General features: G+C 64.8%; 11 protein-coding genes and 1 pseudogene. 4 read left to right on the top strand and 8 right to left on the bottom strand.

The window, feature by feature from the left end:
- Positions 1-256 precede the first annotated feature (256 nt).
- The 4 genes from V1289_RS25875 to V1289_RS25860 all read left to right on the top strand — a co-directional run bounded on the left by V1289_RS25875 (position 257) and on the right by V1289_RS25860 (position 5956).
- Positions 257-3694 carry a hypothetical protein gene (locus V1289_RS25875; RefSeq protein ID WP_334399937.1) on the top strand — a complete coding sequence of 1146 codons (3438 nt, stop codon included), beginning with the start codon at positions 257-259 and terminating at the stop codon, positions 3692-3694.
- A gap of 91 nt (positions 3695-3785) precedes the next feature.
- Entirely contained in the window at positions 3786-3986 is a 201-nt protein-coding gene (locus V1289_RS25870) for a hypothetical protein (protein ID WP_334399935.1), read from the top strand.
- A 261-nt stretch (positions 3987-4247) separates the two neighbouring features.
- Entirely contained in the window at positions 4248-5174 is a 927-nt protein-coding gene (locus V1289_RS25865; protein WP_334399933.1) for a sulfite exporter TauE/SafE family protein, read from the top strand.
- Positions 5171-5956 (top strand): TIGR02186 family protein, encoded by a 786-nt coding sequence (locus V1289_RS25860; protein ID WP_334399931.1) that lies wholly within the window; start codon positions 5171-5173, stop codon positions 5954-5956. The genes V1289_RS25865 and V1289_RS25860 overlap by 4 nt, the downstream gene beginning before the upstream one ends.
- Positions 5957-6048: 92 nt before the next feature.
- Here the strand turns inward: V1289_RS25860 and V1289_RS25855 are convergent, their stop codons facing one another.
- The 8 genes and pseudogenes from V1289_RS25855 to V1289_RS25820 all read right to left on the bottom strand — a co-directional run bounded on the left by V1289_RS25855 (position 6049) and on the right by V1289_RS25820 (position 15452).
- Complete coding sequence (locus V1289_RS25855) at positions 6049-7389, bottom strand: NRAMP family divalent metal transporter (protein WP_334399930.1); 1341 nt, start codon at positions 7387-7389, stop codon at positions 6049-6051.
- 90 nt (positions 7390-7479) lie between these two features.
- A pseudogene (locus tag V1289_RS25850) lies at positions 7480-7686 on the bottom strand (MBL fold metallo-hydrolase); the annotation flags it as partial.
- Positions 7687-8785: 1099 nt separating this feature from the next.
- Positions 8786-8965, bottom strand: a complete 180-nt coding sequence (locus V1289_RS25845) for a hypothetical protein (protein WP_334399928.1) — start codon at positions 8963-8965, stop codon at positions 8786-8788.
- A gap of 79 nt (positions 8966-9044) precedes the next feature.
- Entirely contained in the window at positions 9045-9242 is a 198-nt protein-coding gene (locus V1289_RS25840; RefSeq protein WP_309181567.1) for a hypothetical protein, read from the bottom strand.
- Between the two features lie 400 nt (positions 9243-9642).
- Positions 9643-10314: a ligase-associated DNA damage response endonuclease PdeM gene (gene pdeM / locus V1289_RS25835; RefSeq protein WP_442896075.1), complete on the bottom strand. Its 672-nt coding sequence runs from the start codon at positions 10312-10314 to the stop codon at positions 9643-9645.
- A 52-nt stretch (positions 10315-10366) separates the two neighbouring features.
- Complete coding sequence (locus V1289_RS25830) at positions 10367-12940, bottom strand: ligase-associated DNA damage response DEXH box helicase (RefSeq protein WP_334399924.1); 2574 nt, start codon at positions 12938-12940, stop codon at positions 10367-10369.
- Positions 12941-13154: 214 nt separating this feature from the next.
- On the bottom strand, positions 13155-14384 hold the full coding sequence (locus tag V1289_RS25825) for an ABC transporter substrate-binding protein (protein WP_334399923.1): 1230 nt from the start codon (positions 14382-14384) through the stop codon (positions 13155-13157).
- 128 nt (positions 14385-14512) lie between these two features.
- A protein-coding gene (locus V1289_RS25820; RefSeq protein WP_334397836.1) for an IS630 family transposase occupies positions 14513-15452 on the bottom strand; the annotation gives its coding sequence in 2 pieces (ribosomal slippage) (positions 14513-15112 and positions 15114-15452; 939 coding nt in all).
- Positions 15453-15477: the final 25 nt, after the last annotated feature.

Below are 15477 nucleotides of genomic sequence, written 5' to 3'. Positions count from 1 at the left end.
TGCCGCGACCCGGCTGATCGGGACGGAGCCCGGAACCCGGCTTTGGCCGCAACGCCTCGGCACGCCCCTCGATTGTACCGCCAGCGGCAACTTTACTGGCCCAAGTGCCCAAACCTTAACCCGTTATTTACCGTAACGCGAAAAAGTCAGGATCTGAGGCAGACGACCTGCGCGGAATTCGATTGTCTCTTCGTTGGGACGCGCGGGGAGGCTGCAGGCGCAGGGTGTGGGCGCCGGAGCGGAACCGGATCTGAGCATGAATTCGCGCGTATCGTGGAGTGTTGACGGCATCGATCCATCCGTCCGCGAAAGGGCCGAGGCAGCCGCGCGCCGCGCCGGCATGACCTTGAGCGACTGGCTCAATTCCACCATCGGCGAATCAGCCCCTCCCCCCTTCCGCAGCGCGCCTTACGATCAACGGCCGGCGATGCCGAGCCAGGAAAGCCGCGACGTCGCCGACATTCACCAGCGGCTGGATTCGATCACCCGGCAGATCGAACAGATTTCGCAGCCGAGACCGCGGAGCGAAACGGCCCCGCGCAGCGAAAATGCGCCGCGCAATGAGGCGCCCCGCAGCGAGCCGTCCGTCGCCCGGCAGTTGAACGACGCCATCTCGCGTCTCGACGCGCGGCTGTCGCAGATTTCAAACCCGGCCCCGGTGCGCCAGGCCCAGACCCAGACCCAGGACAGGCAGCGCCAGTCCGAGGCGGTCGAGCGCGCGGCCGCCCAGGTCTATCGTCCCTCGCCGCCGCTGAGCCCCGCCTCGTTCGATTCGGCGATCACGGAAATCGCGGCGCGCCAGAACGAACTCGATGGTCCGCCGCCCCGGCAGATGCCGCCGCGCAACGCTCCGCCGATGGCCCCGGCTAAGCCGCCGATGGCGGCTTACGCTCCCCCGCCGGCGCCGCAGCCTGCGCCTTCGGGCCCGGATTTCTCCTCGCTCGAACGTCATCTGATCAAGATCACCAGCCAGATCGAGGCGCTGCAGCGCCCCGACCATGTCGAGCAGTCGATCGCCATGTTCCGCAGCGAACTCGCCGAAATCCGCGCCGCCATCACCGAAGCGATGCCGCGCCGCGCGATCGAATCGATCGAGAACGAAATCCGCTCGCTGTCGCGCCGCATCGACGAAAACCGGCAGAACGGCACCGACGGCCAGGCGCTTTCCGGCATCGAGCGCGCGCTCTCCGAAATCCGCGAGGTGCTGGGCTCGCTGACCCCGGCCGAACAACTCGCCGGCTATGACGAGGCGATCCGCAATCTCGGCGCCAAGCTCGATCTGATCCTGCGCGCCAATGACGATCCGTCGACCGTCCAGCAGCTCGAGGGCGCGATCGCCGCATTGCGCGCCATCGTCTCCAACGTCGCTTCCAACGACGCGCTGGCGCGGCTTTCCGAAGACGTGCACACGCTGGCGTCCAAGGTCGATCAGCTGTCCCGTTCCAACAACAACAGCGATTCATTTGCTGTCCTCGAACAGCGCATCGCCGCGCTGAGCTCGACGCTGGAAAGCCGCGAGCGGCCGGCCGCGAGCGATAATTCGGAACAGATCGAAGCCGCACTGCGGGCGCTGACCGAACGGCTCGACCGGATGCCGGTCGGCAACGACAACGCTTCGGCGTTTGCCCATCTCGAACAGCGCGTGTCGTATTTGCTGGAGCGGATCGAGTCCTCCACCGGCAATGGCTCCGGCAATCTCGGGCGGGTCGAGGACGGGCTGCAGGACATCCTGCGCAGCCTCGAACGCCAGCACGCGAACCTTGTTGCGCTCGCCGACAACACTCGCAACGTCAGCGCGCCGGCGCCGCTGTCGATGGACCCGGACCTCGTCAATATCGTCAAGCGCGAATTGTCCGACATCCGTTTCAGCCAGTCGGAAACCGACCGCCGCACCCAGGATTCGCTGGAGACGGTTCACAACACACTCGGCCATGTGGTCGATCGCCTGGCGATGATCGAAGGCGATCTGCGCGCGGTCCGCGCCGCGCCCCCGGTGGCGCCGCAGCCCATGATGGCGCCGCCTGCGCCGGCGCCAGCGCCCGAATGGATCGAGCCGCGCGTGGAAGCGCGGACCGAAATGCCCCGGGTCGCGATGCCGCCGCAGGCCTTCGTGCCGCAGCCGAAACCCGAATTGCCGAATCCCGCCGCCGCGCAGGAGCATTTTGCGGCCGCGCCGCGCGAATTCCATGCCGCGCAGCCGCCGGCCATAGCCGCCGCCGCCCCAGCGACGCCGCGCGCGATCAGCGAAATCCTCGAGCCGCACGCAGCACCGCCGCGCATTGCGATCGAACCGGAATTGCCGCCGGACCATCCGCTGGAGCCGGGTACCCGTCCGACGGCGCGGATGTCTTCGCCCTCCGAGCGCATCGCAGCCTCGGAAAGCGCGATCAGCGAAATTCCAGCCGCCAAGAAAGAGCCCGTCAGCACCTCGAGCTTCATTGCCGCCGCGCGCCGCGCCGCCCAGGCCGCCGCGGCTCAGCCCGTCAACGAGAAGGCCGCGCGCGCGGCGTCGAAGGCCGCCGCCAAGGACAAATCCAAGGACAAATCCAAGGTCAAAATCGCGGTTGAGGGCCAGGCGCCCTCGACCGTCACCTCGAAGATCCGTTCGCTGCTGGTTGGCGCGAGCGTGGTCGTGATCGTGCTCGGCACCTTCAAGATGGCGATGAGCCTGCTCGACACCGGCAGCGCGCCGCCCATGCCGGCGATGGAAAATTCGAGCGAGCAGACCGCCCCGCCGCCACCGCCCGCCGACACTAGCGCGCAGCCCGCGATGCCGGCGCCCGCGGCGCCGTCGATCACCTCGCCGACCCCGATCGGCCGGCAATCCAACAACAGTTCCGCACCCAACACGCTCGACAGCGCGCAGGTTGCGATCCCGCAAGCAACGGCCTCGCCCCTCGTCGCCAGCGACATCACCGGCGCGATCCCGACGACGCCGGCCCCCGGCAAACTGGCCACCGTGCAGGTGCCGCCGACCGAGCGGCTGCCTGACGGCATCGGCGGACCGAACTTGCGCGCCGCGGCGCTGAAAGGCGATCCGACCGCGGCCTATGAGATCGGCGTGCGCTTTGCCGAGGGCAAGGGCATTGCGCCGAATCTGGACGAAGCAGCGAAATGGTATGACCGCGCCGCGCAGGCCGGCGTGGTGCCCGCGATCTTCCGGCTCGGGACCTTCTACGAGAAGGGCATGAGCGTGAAAAAGGACGTCGATACCGCGCGGCGCTACTATCTGCAGGCGGCCGAGCGCGGCAACGCCAAGGCAATGCATAATCTGGCCGTACTCGACGCCGACGGCGGCGGCCAGGGCGCCAATTACAACAGCGCGTCGCAATGGTTCCGCAAGGCGGCCGATCGCGGCGTCGCCGACAGCCAGTTCAACCTCGGCATCCTCTATGCCCGCGGCATCGGCGTCGAACAGAACCTCGCCGAATCCTTCAAATGGTTCAGCCTGGCCGCAAGCCAGGGCGATGCCGACGCCAGCCGTAAGCGCGACGATATCGCCAAGCGGCTCGACGCCCAGTCGCTCGCCGCGGCAAAACTCGCGATCCAGACCTTTACAGCCGAGCCGCAGCCCGACGATGCCGTCAATGTGGCGACCCCGCAAGGCGGCTGGGACAGTGCTCCCGCGCAGGCCAATGTGACCAAGCCCGCCGCCAAGCCGGCTCCGGCCAAGCGCACCGCCGCCGCGCACTAAGGCCTTGAGCGACGCCGCGCGGGCGTCGCCGGATGTATCTCAGCGATGAACCCGTGTAGATAAGCGCGCCACCAAGGGTGTGCGCGCGATCTTGCCGAACGCTGTGACGCCCGGGCGCGACCCCGTCGCCGACACCCAGCGGACCGCGGGGATGGTCTTGAGCTATGTGACCAGGATGGGCGTCTCCTCGGCCATCGTGGAAGCCATGTCGGAGACCAGGGACGTCCGCTGGCTCGGCACCAAGGAAGCTTCCGCGATGAACCTCATCACCGATCCGCTTCGGGTGCCGTGAGCCCGCCACCCACGCATTAATCCTGATTATTCACCACGCCCGAAGGCGCGTGGGGCTTTGCGGCAAAAAAAGCCCCGCGGGCGGATTCTTTAGTCCCTCCGACCTCCGATTTCGGTTATGCAAAGATGCGGCGCCCGATCCGCGCTCGCCCGTTTTGCGCGCGCGAGATGCGGATTTCGCCGCCGGCAAATGCCCGATCAAGAATCCATGCCGTGAAGCGGCCTTCAGCCGGCTCGCGGCGCAATCATAAAAGCGACCCGCGTGCAGCTGTACCTCCCGATCGCCGACATTCCGGTCAATGTTTTCCTCATCCTGGCGATGGGCGCGGCGGTTGGTTTCGTTTCCGGCATGTTCGGCATCGGCGGCGGTTTTCTGATGACGCCGCTCCTGATCTTCGTCGGCATCGCGCCCGCGGTCGCGGTCGCTTCGGTCGCGAGCCATATCGCGGCCTCCTCGTTCTCCGGCGCGATATCCTATTGGCGGCGGCGCGCCATCGATCCGATGCTGGCGCTGGTGCTGCTCAGCGGCGGCAGTATCGGCACCGCGCTCGGGGTGTGGACCTTCACGCGGCTGCGCGCGCTCGGCCAGCTCGATCTGTTGATCGCGCTGTCCTATGTGATCCTGCTGACCGCCGTCGGCGGGCTGATGTTCTGGGAAGGCCTGCGCGCGCTGCTGCGGGCCAGGCGCGGCGGCGCGGCACCGGCGCGCCGCTCCGGCAGCCATGGCTGGGTTCATGGCTTGCCGCTGAAGATGCGCTTCAAGCGCTCGAAGATCTATCTGTCGGTCATTCCCATCATCGTGGTCGGCCTGGTGATCGGCTTCATCGGCGCGGTGATGGGCATCGGCGGCGGCTTCATCCTGGTGCCGCTGATGATCTATCTGTTGCGGGTGCCGACCTCGACCGTGATCGGCACCTCGATGGTGCTCACGCTGGTCACCATGGTGTTTGCCACCCTGCTGCATGCGGTCACCAATCATCTGGTCGACGCCGTGCTGGCGCTGATCCTGATGGTCGGCGGCGTCACCGGCGCGCAGTTCGGCGCCCGTGCCGGGCAGAAAATCCGCGGCGAACATCTGCGCCTGCTGCTCGGGCTTTTGGTTCTCGCCGTCGGCGTCCGCTTCGCCATTGAACTCGTGATCCGTCCCGAGGATCTCTTCACCATCCGGGAAACCGGAGGCACGGGATGACCGCGCGCGTCCGCCTCACGCTCGCGGGCCTGGTACTGGCCACGGCGCTGGCGGCAACGCCTGTGCGCGCCGAACGGCTGATCGTGTCGGTGTCGAACCATCGCGTGACCGTGACGCCGAACTATTCCGGTGAGGAACTGGTGCTGTTCGGCTCGGTCGAAAAGGACGCCACGACCCCGGCCAGCCGCAACAATTACGATCTCGTGGTCACCGTTGCCGGCCCGCGCGCCGACATGGTGACGCGCCGCAAGGAACGCAAATTCGGCATCTGGATCAACACCGACTCGCGGCAGTTCCTGCAGGTGCCGACCTATCTCGCACTGTTTTCCAACCGGCCGTTCGATGCCATCGCTTCGCCCGAGGTGCAGCGGCGGCAACAGCTCGGCCTCAACAATGTGCTGCTGACCCAGCGCGTCGGCCCCGACTATGCCGACGTGGTGCCGAACGACGCGTTCCGCAGCGCCTTCGTGCGGCTGCGCAGCGAACACGGGCTCTATCGCGAGGCGACCTCGGCGGTGACGTTCCTGACGCCGACGCTGTTTCGCACCGGCATTCCGCTGCCGGCCGCGGTGCCGATCGGCACCTATGACGTCGAGATCAAACTGTTTGCCGATGGCGCGCTGGTGACCAAGACCGAGACCGCGTTCGAGATCGTCAAGGTCGGCTTCGAACAGTTCGTCGCCACCACCGCGAGGCAGAATGGGCTCGTCTACGGGCTGGTAACGGCGTTCATGGCGCTGATGACGGGCTGGATGGCGTCCATTGTGTTCCGGAAGGATTGAGCGAAGCAGTCGTCATTCCGGGATGGTCCGAAGGACCAGACCCGGAATCTCGAGATTCCGGGTTCGATGCTTCGCATCGCCCCGGAATGACCTCAAACAAATAGCCCGACCCCCATCGCCAGCACGCTGAGCAGCATCGCCGCGGTCGACAGCCATCCGAGCCAATAGAGCGGGCCAGCGATGACGAAATGGCCCATCACGTCCTTGCGGCGGGACATGATCATCAACAGCACCATCACGGGAACGGCGAGCACGCCGTTGACGACCGCGCTCCAGTACAGCGCCGAGATCGGATTGATCGGGGTGAAATTGAGCGCGATCCCTATTCCGGCCGACAGCGCCAGCACCGCGTAGAACGCAACCGCTTCCTTGGGCTTGCGCGCGAGCCCGACCGGCCATCGCCGGCCCTCGCCGACGGCATAGGCGGTGGCGCCGCCGAGCACCGGGATGGCCAGCAGGCCAGTGCCGATAATGCCGAGCGCAAAGATGACTTCGGCGAATGCGCCGGCGATCGGACGCAGCGCCTCGGCGGCTTGCGCCGAAGTCTGGATATCGATCTTGCCCGCCGCGTGCAGCGTCGCGGCGGCGGTGACGATGATCGACAGCGCGATCAGATTGGAGAATGCCATTCCGACCACGGTGTCGGCGCGGATGCGATTGAATTCCTTTTGCGCGCCGTAATGCTTCTCGATCAGCGGCTGCTTGTGCACATCGACGCGCTGGTCTTCGGCCTCCTGCGAGGCCTGCCAGAAAAACAGATAGGGCGAGATGGTGGTGCCGAAGATCGCGACGATGGTGGTGAAATAATCCGCGCTCCAGGTCAGGCGCGGAACCAGCACGCCGGCCAGCGCCTCGCGCCACGAAATATGCGCGAATGCGAGGGCTGCGACATAGGCGAACAGGGATAGCGTCAGCCATTTCAGCACCGACACGTAGCGTTTATAGTCGAGGAATATCTGCGCCACGACCGAGGTCACGCCGAACAGCAGCACATAGACGATGCCGGGCCCGCCAATCAGCAATTTGGTCGCATCCGCCATGGCCGCGAGATCGGCCGCGATGTTGACGGTGTTGGCGATGAACAGCATCGCCACCACGGCATTGAGCAGCCGGGCCGAATAGTAGCGGCACACATTGCCCGAGATGCCGTGCCCGGTGACGCGGCCGACCCGTGCGGAAATTTCCTGGATCGCCACCATCAGCGGAAAGGTCAGCAGCATGGTCCAGCCGATGCCGTAGCCGAGCTGCGCGCCGGCCTGGCTGTAGGTGCCGATCCCCGACGGATCGTCGTCGGACGCGCCGGTGATCAGTCCCGGCCCGAGCGATTTGAGGAAAAGCCTGAAGTCAAACCGCTGTCGGGGTTCGACCTTCGGGGCCGGCTTGTCGCCGGGCTTCTTGTGGTTCTTCGCGGTGATCTTCCTGAGTTGCGCCATACCCGGTCCAGCCGCCGCGATAACGTACCGGGCAAGCTCCGGTTCCAGCAACATCCTACCTGAAGGCGCGGGCTATTTCATTGCGCGGAATCAAGCGCGAGATGACGGCTCGATGACCGTCGCGACGCCGGGCTCCAGAATCCGCAACCGCGCCCCAAAGCCGAGTGTATCAAAGGACGCGCGCAGATCGCTCGCGCTCTGGCGGAAATGCGCCCATCCATCGGTATGAACGGGCACGATCACGGCGTCCGGAAACGCGCGCGCGGTCTCGATGGTGTCGTTGGTGTCCATGGTGAGCAGCCCCCGGCGCCAGTCCCGCGACCTTGCGGCTCGCCGATCGGCTCGCGGAGTTTTGCAATACGGCTCAGGCGAAGGCGGCGTAGCGCCGAGCCTGCGACGCTATTGATTTCGTCATCCTGTGGAGCGCTTCACTTTACTCTACGTCATTGCGAGCGAAGCGAAGCAATCCATCTCTCCGCTTGCTGAGGCATGGATTGCTTCGTCGCTCGCGCTCCTCGCAATGACGGGTTGATGCTTGTGATTCAAATTTCAAACAGCGAGCGGATACGCGTCCGCAATCTCGCGGCGCATTGCGCCCGAGGCTTGCGTCGATTTCGACCCCCTTGAGAACAGAGGGCGCAGGGAAAGCCGGGCGCCGATTGCACCCGCGGTCGTGCGCACAAAAAGCGCACGAGTGGACCACAGGTTCAACCGGATCACTCCGGCTTTCCCCGCGCGAATGGTTTACGGCTTACTTCGTGCTCTCCCCGGTGACCGGCTTGTTTGCCACCGTCGCCTTGCGGATGACAGATGCATCTCAAACCCGGTTGGGCGGATGCATCTTTCGCAAAACTTGACGCCAGCATCGGGGCGCCGGAACCACACGACTTCACCGTCCGCGCCCGTCTTCACCGAGTGCTTCGCCGGCCTCGTGCCGCCAGGCAAAGTTCGTCGAAGACGGTTTGCAGCGCCGTTCGTCCGCGCGCCGGCCGATCGCTCACGGGAACACCCGCCCTGCGATCCCATTGCGCGCCCGACGCTGTCGCGTCCATCGCATCCCACCGCGCGTTCGTGACGACTCGCGATCCGCCCCTTCTCGGGTGAGACGCGCGGAGACAAGCCACTGATTTGCCCGACGGCGGAAGCGAAATATTTTTATCGGAAGGGCTGGACAGGTTTTTACTGATTTGCCCGTCGGGCAGTTTTTGTGACCGTCACCCTCCCCTGGGTCGTCCGAAACGCGGACGCCGGGAGCGAGATGGTGCCGATGCGCCGGGGGGGCATGCCGCCACGCCGCGCACGCCCGCCGGTCAACTCCGCGAGCAGCTAACCCGCCGACCACGCCCACGGCCAAGGACGCGACAACCGTGCTTCCCGCATCAGGAGAAGGCTCCCGTCAGAGAATGATGGATGCCTTATCAAGATATTTTTGAAATTGCAGGTCACCGTGCCGGACTTTGCCTGAACCGCTTCCGGAAGACTGTGAACCGCCGGTCGCTTTCTCAAGGTCGCATTCGCTCAGTTCTGCCATGGGAACGTGGGCTTCGAGGTCCTTGTCATCGCGCTGTCGTGTCATGATCGCGCTCCTTTGCTTGCGAACACCCGCGCACAACTCAGAGTGATAGCGCGGGTGATTGACATGTTGTGCCTGGCCATCACGCTACGGCACCTTGAGCGAGGCTCCATTTGGCGGCCACGTTACCCGCAGCGGTGCCATCCGGCTTCTGCTCGGTGTACTCAAATTTTACACGTGCGTAACTAAGCGACAGAGATGATCCACCAGTGGCCTTCTCGAGTTGTTCCTCGTTCAATTCGTATTTCGAAAGCTTAGGCTCGGTGTTGAGGCTGCTCATGGTCTGCTCCTTTGATGAAGGTGTGACCATGCTCAATCCGCGTCGCCGAGACTGTGACGCAAATCACGCTGCCCATGCGACGTTGTCGCGTCCATCGCATCCCACCGCGCGTTCGTGACGACTCGAGAAACGCCCCTTGCTCGGGTGAGACGCGCGGAGTCAAACCACTGATTTGCCCAACGGCGGAGGCGAAATATTTTATGGGAAGGGCTGGACAGGTTTTTACTGATTTGCCCGTCGGGCTGTTTTGTCGCACCAATCTCTCCACATCGTCATTGCGAGCGAAGCGAAGCAATCCATAGGGCGGCAAACGGGGCAATGGATTGCTTCGTCGCTATCGCTCCTCGCAATGACGAGACAGCGGTTGGTAAAGCCCCGGAGCCCAAGGCCGCCACACAGATCAATAACACCGCGACGCCGCGATCGCGTGCAGTTTGCGGTCGCCGAGCACATGCGCCATGAAGCCCGGCGTGCCGAAGATTTTGGCGAATGCCGCGTCGCGGATGCTCAGCCCCCCGGTATAGGCGCCGAACGCCGGCATCACCGCGCGCTTGCCGTCGCTGGCAAAGCAGCGCCGCTCCATGGTGCGCCCGCGCGTCGGAACCCGCGCCTTGGGATGCAGATGGCCGGCGATTTCGCCGAACGCGCCGGTCGGCTCGTGGCGGAACACGATGGGCCCGATGGCGACTTCGCTGGCGACCACGCCGCCGAGATCGGACGGCAGTGCCGGATCGTGATTGCCCGATATCCAGATCCAGTCTCGCCGCGCCTGCAGCGCAGTCAGCGCCTCGCGATTCGAATCCGCGAGACGTTCATGCGCCGTGCGATCGTGAAAACTGTCGCCGAGCGCAATCACCATGCGCGGGTCGTGGCGGGCAATGACGGCGGCAAGCCGGCCGAGCGTCGCCACCGTATCGTAGGGCGGCAGCAGCACGCCGCGCGCGGCAAAGCTGGAACCCTTTTCGAGGTGCAGGTCGGAGACGACGAGCAGGCGCTGCTCTTCCCAGAACAGCGCGCCGGAGAGATCGGCGAGCAGCGCTACATCTGCAATCGTAACAGTCGAAGCGCGCACGGTCTGATCATCCCCTGAAGATTGCGCGGCTGCCGTCACTTTTTATCCCGTCTTACCCTGTCGCCTCTTTAACGAGTTCATCGGCGGCTTCCGCCAGCAATTCGTCGGACGCTTCGCCATAAACTGACTCGCGGCCGATTTCCAGCATCACCGGGACCGCGAGCGGCGAAACGTGGTCGAGTTCCCGATGGGTGATTCGCCCGTGAATACGCGACAGCATATCACCCAGCCGGCGAAGATCGAGCAATCCCGACGCCGCATCGGCGCGCGCCGCCCGCAACAGCACATGGTCGGCGTGGTGCTTGCGCAGCACGTCGTAGATCAAATCGGTCGAGAACAGCACCTGGCGGCGGGATTTTTCCTCGCCGGTAAAGCGCCGCGCGATCAGGCCGGAAATGATCGCGCAATTGCGAAAGGTGCGCTTCATCAGCGCGGATTCCGCAAGCCACGCCTCGAGATCATCGCCGAGCATATCCGGATCGAACAGCGCGTTGAGATCGAGCTGGCCGTGCCGGACCATGAACGACATGTCGCCGAGACCCCACACCGCAACCGCATATTCATTGGCGACGAAACCAAGCGGGCGCGCCCGCGCGCGTTCCATCCGCCGCGTCAGCAGCATGCCGAGCGTCTGGTGCGCCAGCCGCCCCTCGAAGGGATAGCAGACGAAGTAATGCTTGCTGCCGCGGGGAAAGGTTTCCACCAGCAACTCGCGCACTCCCGGTACGCGCGAAAATCCCTGCTGCAGCGACAGCCAGTCGCGCACCTGATCCGGCAACGCGTTCCAGGCGCGCTTGTCGTCGAGCAGTTTTCGCACGCGTTCGGCGAGATAGGTCGAAAGCGGAAATTTGCCGCCCATATAGGACGGCACCTTTGCGTCGCTGTCATGGGCGCGGGAGACGTAGACCTGGTCCTCGACCAAGGCCTCGTAACGCACCACCTCGCCGCCGAACACAAAGGTGTCGCCGACCACGAGCCCTTCAATAAAATATTCCTCGATCTCGCCCAGCATCCGGCCGCCGCGCCCGAGCGCGCCGGTCGACCCTGACGCACCGCCGCGCGAACGCACCAGGCGAACTTTCAGCATCGACTCTTCGACGATGGTGCCGACGTTCATCCGGTAGCTCTGCCGCACCCGGGGATTGGTGACGCGCCAGCGGCCCTGTTTGTCCTGCTTGATGCGCGCAAAACGCTCATAGCTCTTCAGCGCATAGCCGCCGGTGGCGACGAAATCGACCACGTCGTCGAAATCGGTTCGCGTCAGGCCGGAATAAGGCGCCGCCGTCAGCACTTCCGAATAGAGTTCGTCGGACAGAAACGGTTCGCCGCAGGCGCAGCCGAGCACATGCTGCGCCAGCACGTCGAGCGCACCAATTCGAAGCGGCGGCGTGTCCTGCGCGTTCTCCGCGATCGCGTCGATCGCTACCGCACATTCCAGCACCTCGAACCGGTTGGCCGGCACCAGAACCGCGCGGGACGCCTCGTCGATGCGGTGATTGGCGCGGCCGATTCGCTGCATCAGCCGCGACGCACCCTTGGGCGCGCCGATATTGATCACGAGATCGACGTCGCCCCAGTCGACGCCGAGATCGAGCGAGGAGGTGCAGACCACGCCGCGCAGTCTGCCGGCCGACATCGCATCCTCGACCTTGCGGCGCTGCGCGACGTCGAGCGAGCCGTGATGCAGCGCAATCGCAAGGCCGTCGTCGTTCATGCGCCAGAGATCCTGGAACAGCATCTCGGCCTGGCTGCGGGTGTTGACGAACACCAGCGTGGTCTTGTTGCGCTTGATCAGGTCGTAGACCTCGTTCAGCGCATGGCGCGCGCTGTGGCCGGCCCAGGGCAACCGCTCCCTGGTATCGAGCATTTCGACAACAGGCGCCGCGGCGCCGCCGGCGATGACGATGTCGGCGCCTTCTGGTCTGCCGTCGCGCTGCGGCACCAGAAACCGCGCTAGCGATTCCGGCTCAGCCACCGTCGCCGACAGGCCGATCGCGCGTATCTCGGGCGCCAGCCGCCACAGCCGCGCCAGGCCGAGCGACAGCAGATCGCCGCGCTTGGAGGTCACCAGTGCGTGCAACTCGTCGAGCACGATGCGTTTCAGCGACGAAAACAGAAACGGCGCGTCGTCGGACGACAACAGCAGCGCCAATTGCTCCGGCGTCGTCAGCAGAATATCCGGCGGATAGCGCCGCTGCCGCTGCCGCCGCGACACCGGTGTGTCGCCGGTGCGGGTCTCGACCTTGATCGGCAGCCCCATCTGGGCAATCGGCGTTTCCAGATTGCGCGCGATATCGACCGCGAGCGCTTTCAGCGGCGAGATGTAGAGGGTGTGGAGACCACCGGTGCGCTTCACGGCGCGGCCGGTAGAGATGACGCTTTTCTTGGCCCCCTCCGCAGGCGATGGAGCGGAGAGCTCCACCAATGTCGGCAGAAACCCCGCCAGCGTCTTGCCGGCGCCGGTCGGCGCGATCAGCAGTGCGGAACGATCGTCGCGGGCTTTTGCGAGCAGCGCGAGCTGATGCTCGCGCGGCGACCAGCCGCGCGACGCGAACCATTGAAGGAAGCGGTCGGGCAGCAGGGGCTCGGCTTCGGCCGATGGCAAGGGCAGGACAAGGGACGGCACGCGCTAAGAGCTAAGCCGTCGGGACGGCTTCGTCGAGGGGCACCAATCACCAGCAAGCTCCCACCACGTCGTCCCGGGCTTGACCCGGGACCCATAACCACAGGTGCTTGCGAAGCGCAGCCCTGGGGCCGCTTGCGCACGCCACAGCGGGCACCGGGGGTTATGGGTCCCGGCTTTCGCCGGGACGACGAACGGAATGAGGCGACGGGGCCCGTTACTCCGTCACCGCCTTCTCCGAAATCTGCCAGTCCTTGCCGTCGAAGATCGAGATGTGCAGCGTCTTCATTGGCGTGTAATCGTCGGGGGTGTAGCTGTAATTGATATCGTCGAGGAAGAATGGCGAGTGGTATCCGGCCAGCGTGCTCGCGTTCTTCAGCACATTGGCGCGGGTGAGTTCGTCGCCGCAGCGGCGCAGGATTTCGCCCATCGAGACCGCCTGGCCGTAGCCGGCATAGGCGATGGTGTTGTCGGGATCGACGTTGGGCAGATATTTCGCGCGCAACGCCTCGAACGCCATCACGTCCTTATCCTTTTCCCAACGCCCCGGTCCGGCGTCCTTGGAATAGCGGATGGCGACGATGCCGGCGGCATTCTCGAAGCCCGCGGCGTTGAGGATCGAACGTCCGGTCGATCCGGCCGAAAGCAATTGCAGCGGCTTCCAGCCGAGTTCGACCACTTTGCGAATCGACTGCGACGACGCCTTGCCGGTCGAGATGTTGTAAAAAACATCCGCGCCCGACTTGGAGAGATTGATGAGCTGCGAATCGACCGTCGGCTCGGTCAGGTCGTAGGTCTGCTCCATGATCACCTTGGCGGTGCCGCCGGCATCTTCCAGCACTTTCTTGAAGGGCCCGAGGAAGTCGCGGCCGAAATCGTCGTTCTGGTAGAGGATGCCGATCTTGGCGTTCGGCTTCACACTCAAGACATGTCTTGCCAGAATGCGCGCCTCGGTCGGATAGAGCGGCAGGCCCGCCATGGTCCATTTGTTGTTCTTCGGATCGTTCCACTTCGACGCGCCGGTATTCAGCAGAAGCTGCGGCACGCCTTTCGCGTTCAGGTATTTATGCACGGCGGTCTGCGGCGCGGTGCCGAGCGAGCCGAACAGCGCCAGCACTTCCTCCTGCTCCACCAGCCGCCGCGTCGCCTCGACGCATTTCGGCGGGCTGTAGGCGTCGTCCATGGTAAAGAACTTGATCTTGCGCCCGTTGATGCCGCCGTTCTCGTTCAGCATCTGGAAATAGGCTTCCCCAACGCGCCCCAGCACGCCGTAGATCGAGCCGGGGCCGGAATGCGGCACGGTCTGGCCGAGCTTGATTTCGGTGTCGGTCGCGCCCGGATCGTATTTCTTCTCGACCGCCCAGACATAAGGGGCGGGCATGGCTGATGCGGCGATGGCGGCAAGCGCGGTGGCGCCGAATTCGCGCCTTGTTTGTTTCCTGTTCATGGCTTTTGTTTCTCCCTGGGTTGCGGGCAATGATCTACATTCCCGCAGGCACGGCAATAGCGAACTGGGAGTGGCGCGACACAATACCGCTCGTGAAAGCTAGAGCGCTTTCCACTTGATATGGGTCACTACGCGTATCCGGCATGTCGAAAGTAGTTCGCGCACTGCTCGGGTGCAAATGTCTTGATGAGCCTGCCGATCAGCTTCATCAGCGTTGTCACGGTGCGAGCGGCCCCCTTGCGCAGCGCTGTCTTTAGCTTCGAGAATGCCATTTCGATCGGATTGAGGTCGGGCGAGTAGGCCGGCAAATAGCGCACCTTGGCGCCGACCGCTTCGACCGCCTGGCGAACGCCGTCGATCTTGTGGGTGCGCAGGTTATCCATGAATACGATATCGCCTTTGCGCAGCGTCGGCGCGAGGATCTGCTCAACATAAGCGAGGAACGATGGCCCATCCATCGCGCCGTCAATGACATAAGGCGCCGTCAGGCCATTGATGCGCAGCGCGGCAACGAGCGTCAGCGTCTTCCAGTGGCCGTGCGGCACGCTCGCAACGAGACGCTCGCCACGCGGTGAGCGGCCGCGATGCCGGACCATCTTGGTCGTAACCGCCGTCTCGTCGATGAAGACGAGGCGCGGCGCATCAAGCTTGGATTGCTCGACCCTCAGCGCGGCACGCGCTGCAGCGACATCAGGACGATCCTGTTCGGCGGCGTGCAGAGTTTTTTTTGAACGTGATGTCGTGGCGTTCGTAGAAGCGCCAGACCGAGGTCGTACCGGTTTTCAGCCGCTTCTCGGACTTGAGCCGCGCGCGAATCTCTTCGAGCGTCAAGTCCGGCTCCGCTGCGACCAGATCAAGCAGCCATTGGCGATGCGCCTCGAGCGGCGAGCGGCTGTGGCCCGTGCCGGGCAATGCCGCTACACTGCCCGTTGTCGCCCAGCGCTCGATCCAGCGGATTGCGGTCGAGGCGCCGAGACCGAGCACCCGCGCCGCTTCCCGTCTGCTCTCGCCGTCTTCGACAAGCGCGACCGCCCGCGCCCTGAGGTCTTTCGAGTATCCCTTCGCCATCGCGCGACCTCGCCGTTGCTGTCAA

The sequence above is a fragment of the Bradyrhizobium sp. AZCC 2289 genome, assembly GCF_036924615.1.
Classification (GTDB): Bacteria; Pseudomonadota; Alphaproteobacteria; order Rhizobiales; family Xanthobacteraceae; genus Bradyrhizobium.
Note: the sequence above shows the minus strand (reverse complement) of the source record. Positions and strands in the feature narration are given on the sequence as shown.

Excerpts from the sequence above, each read along its gene's own strand:
- V1289_RS25840 (WP_309181567.1), bottom strand. The coding sequence starts at position 9,242 with ATGAGCAGCCTCAACACCGAGCCTAAGCTTTCGAAATACGAATTGAAC.
- V1289_RS25875 (WP_334399937.1), top strand. The coding sequence starts at position 257 with ATGAATTCGCGCGTATCGTGGAGTGTTGACGGCATCGATCCATCCGTC.
- V1289_RS25845 (WP_334399928.1), bottom strand. The coding sequence starts at position 8,965 with ATGACACGACAGCGCGATGACAAGGACCTCGAAGCCCACGTTCCCATG.
- V1289_RS25860 (WP_334399931.1), top strand. The coding sequence starts at position 5,171 with ATGACCGCGCGCGTCCGCCTCACGCTCGCGGGCCTGGTACTGGCCACG.
- V1289_RS25855 (WP_334399930.1), bottom strand. The coding sequence starts at position 7,389 with ATGGCGCAACTCAGGAAGATCACCGCGAAGAACCACAAGAAGCCCGGC.
- V1289_RS25825 (WP_334399923.1), bottom strand. The coding sequence starts at position 14,384 with ATGAACAGGAAACAAACAAGGCGCGAATTCGGCGCCACCGCGCTTGCC.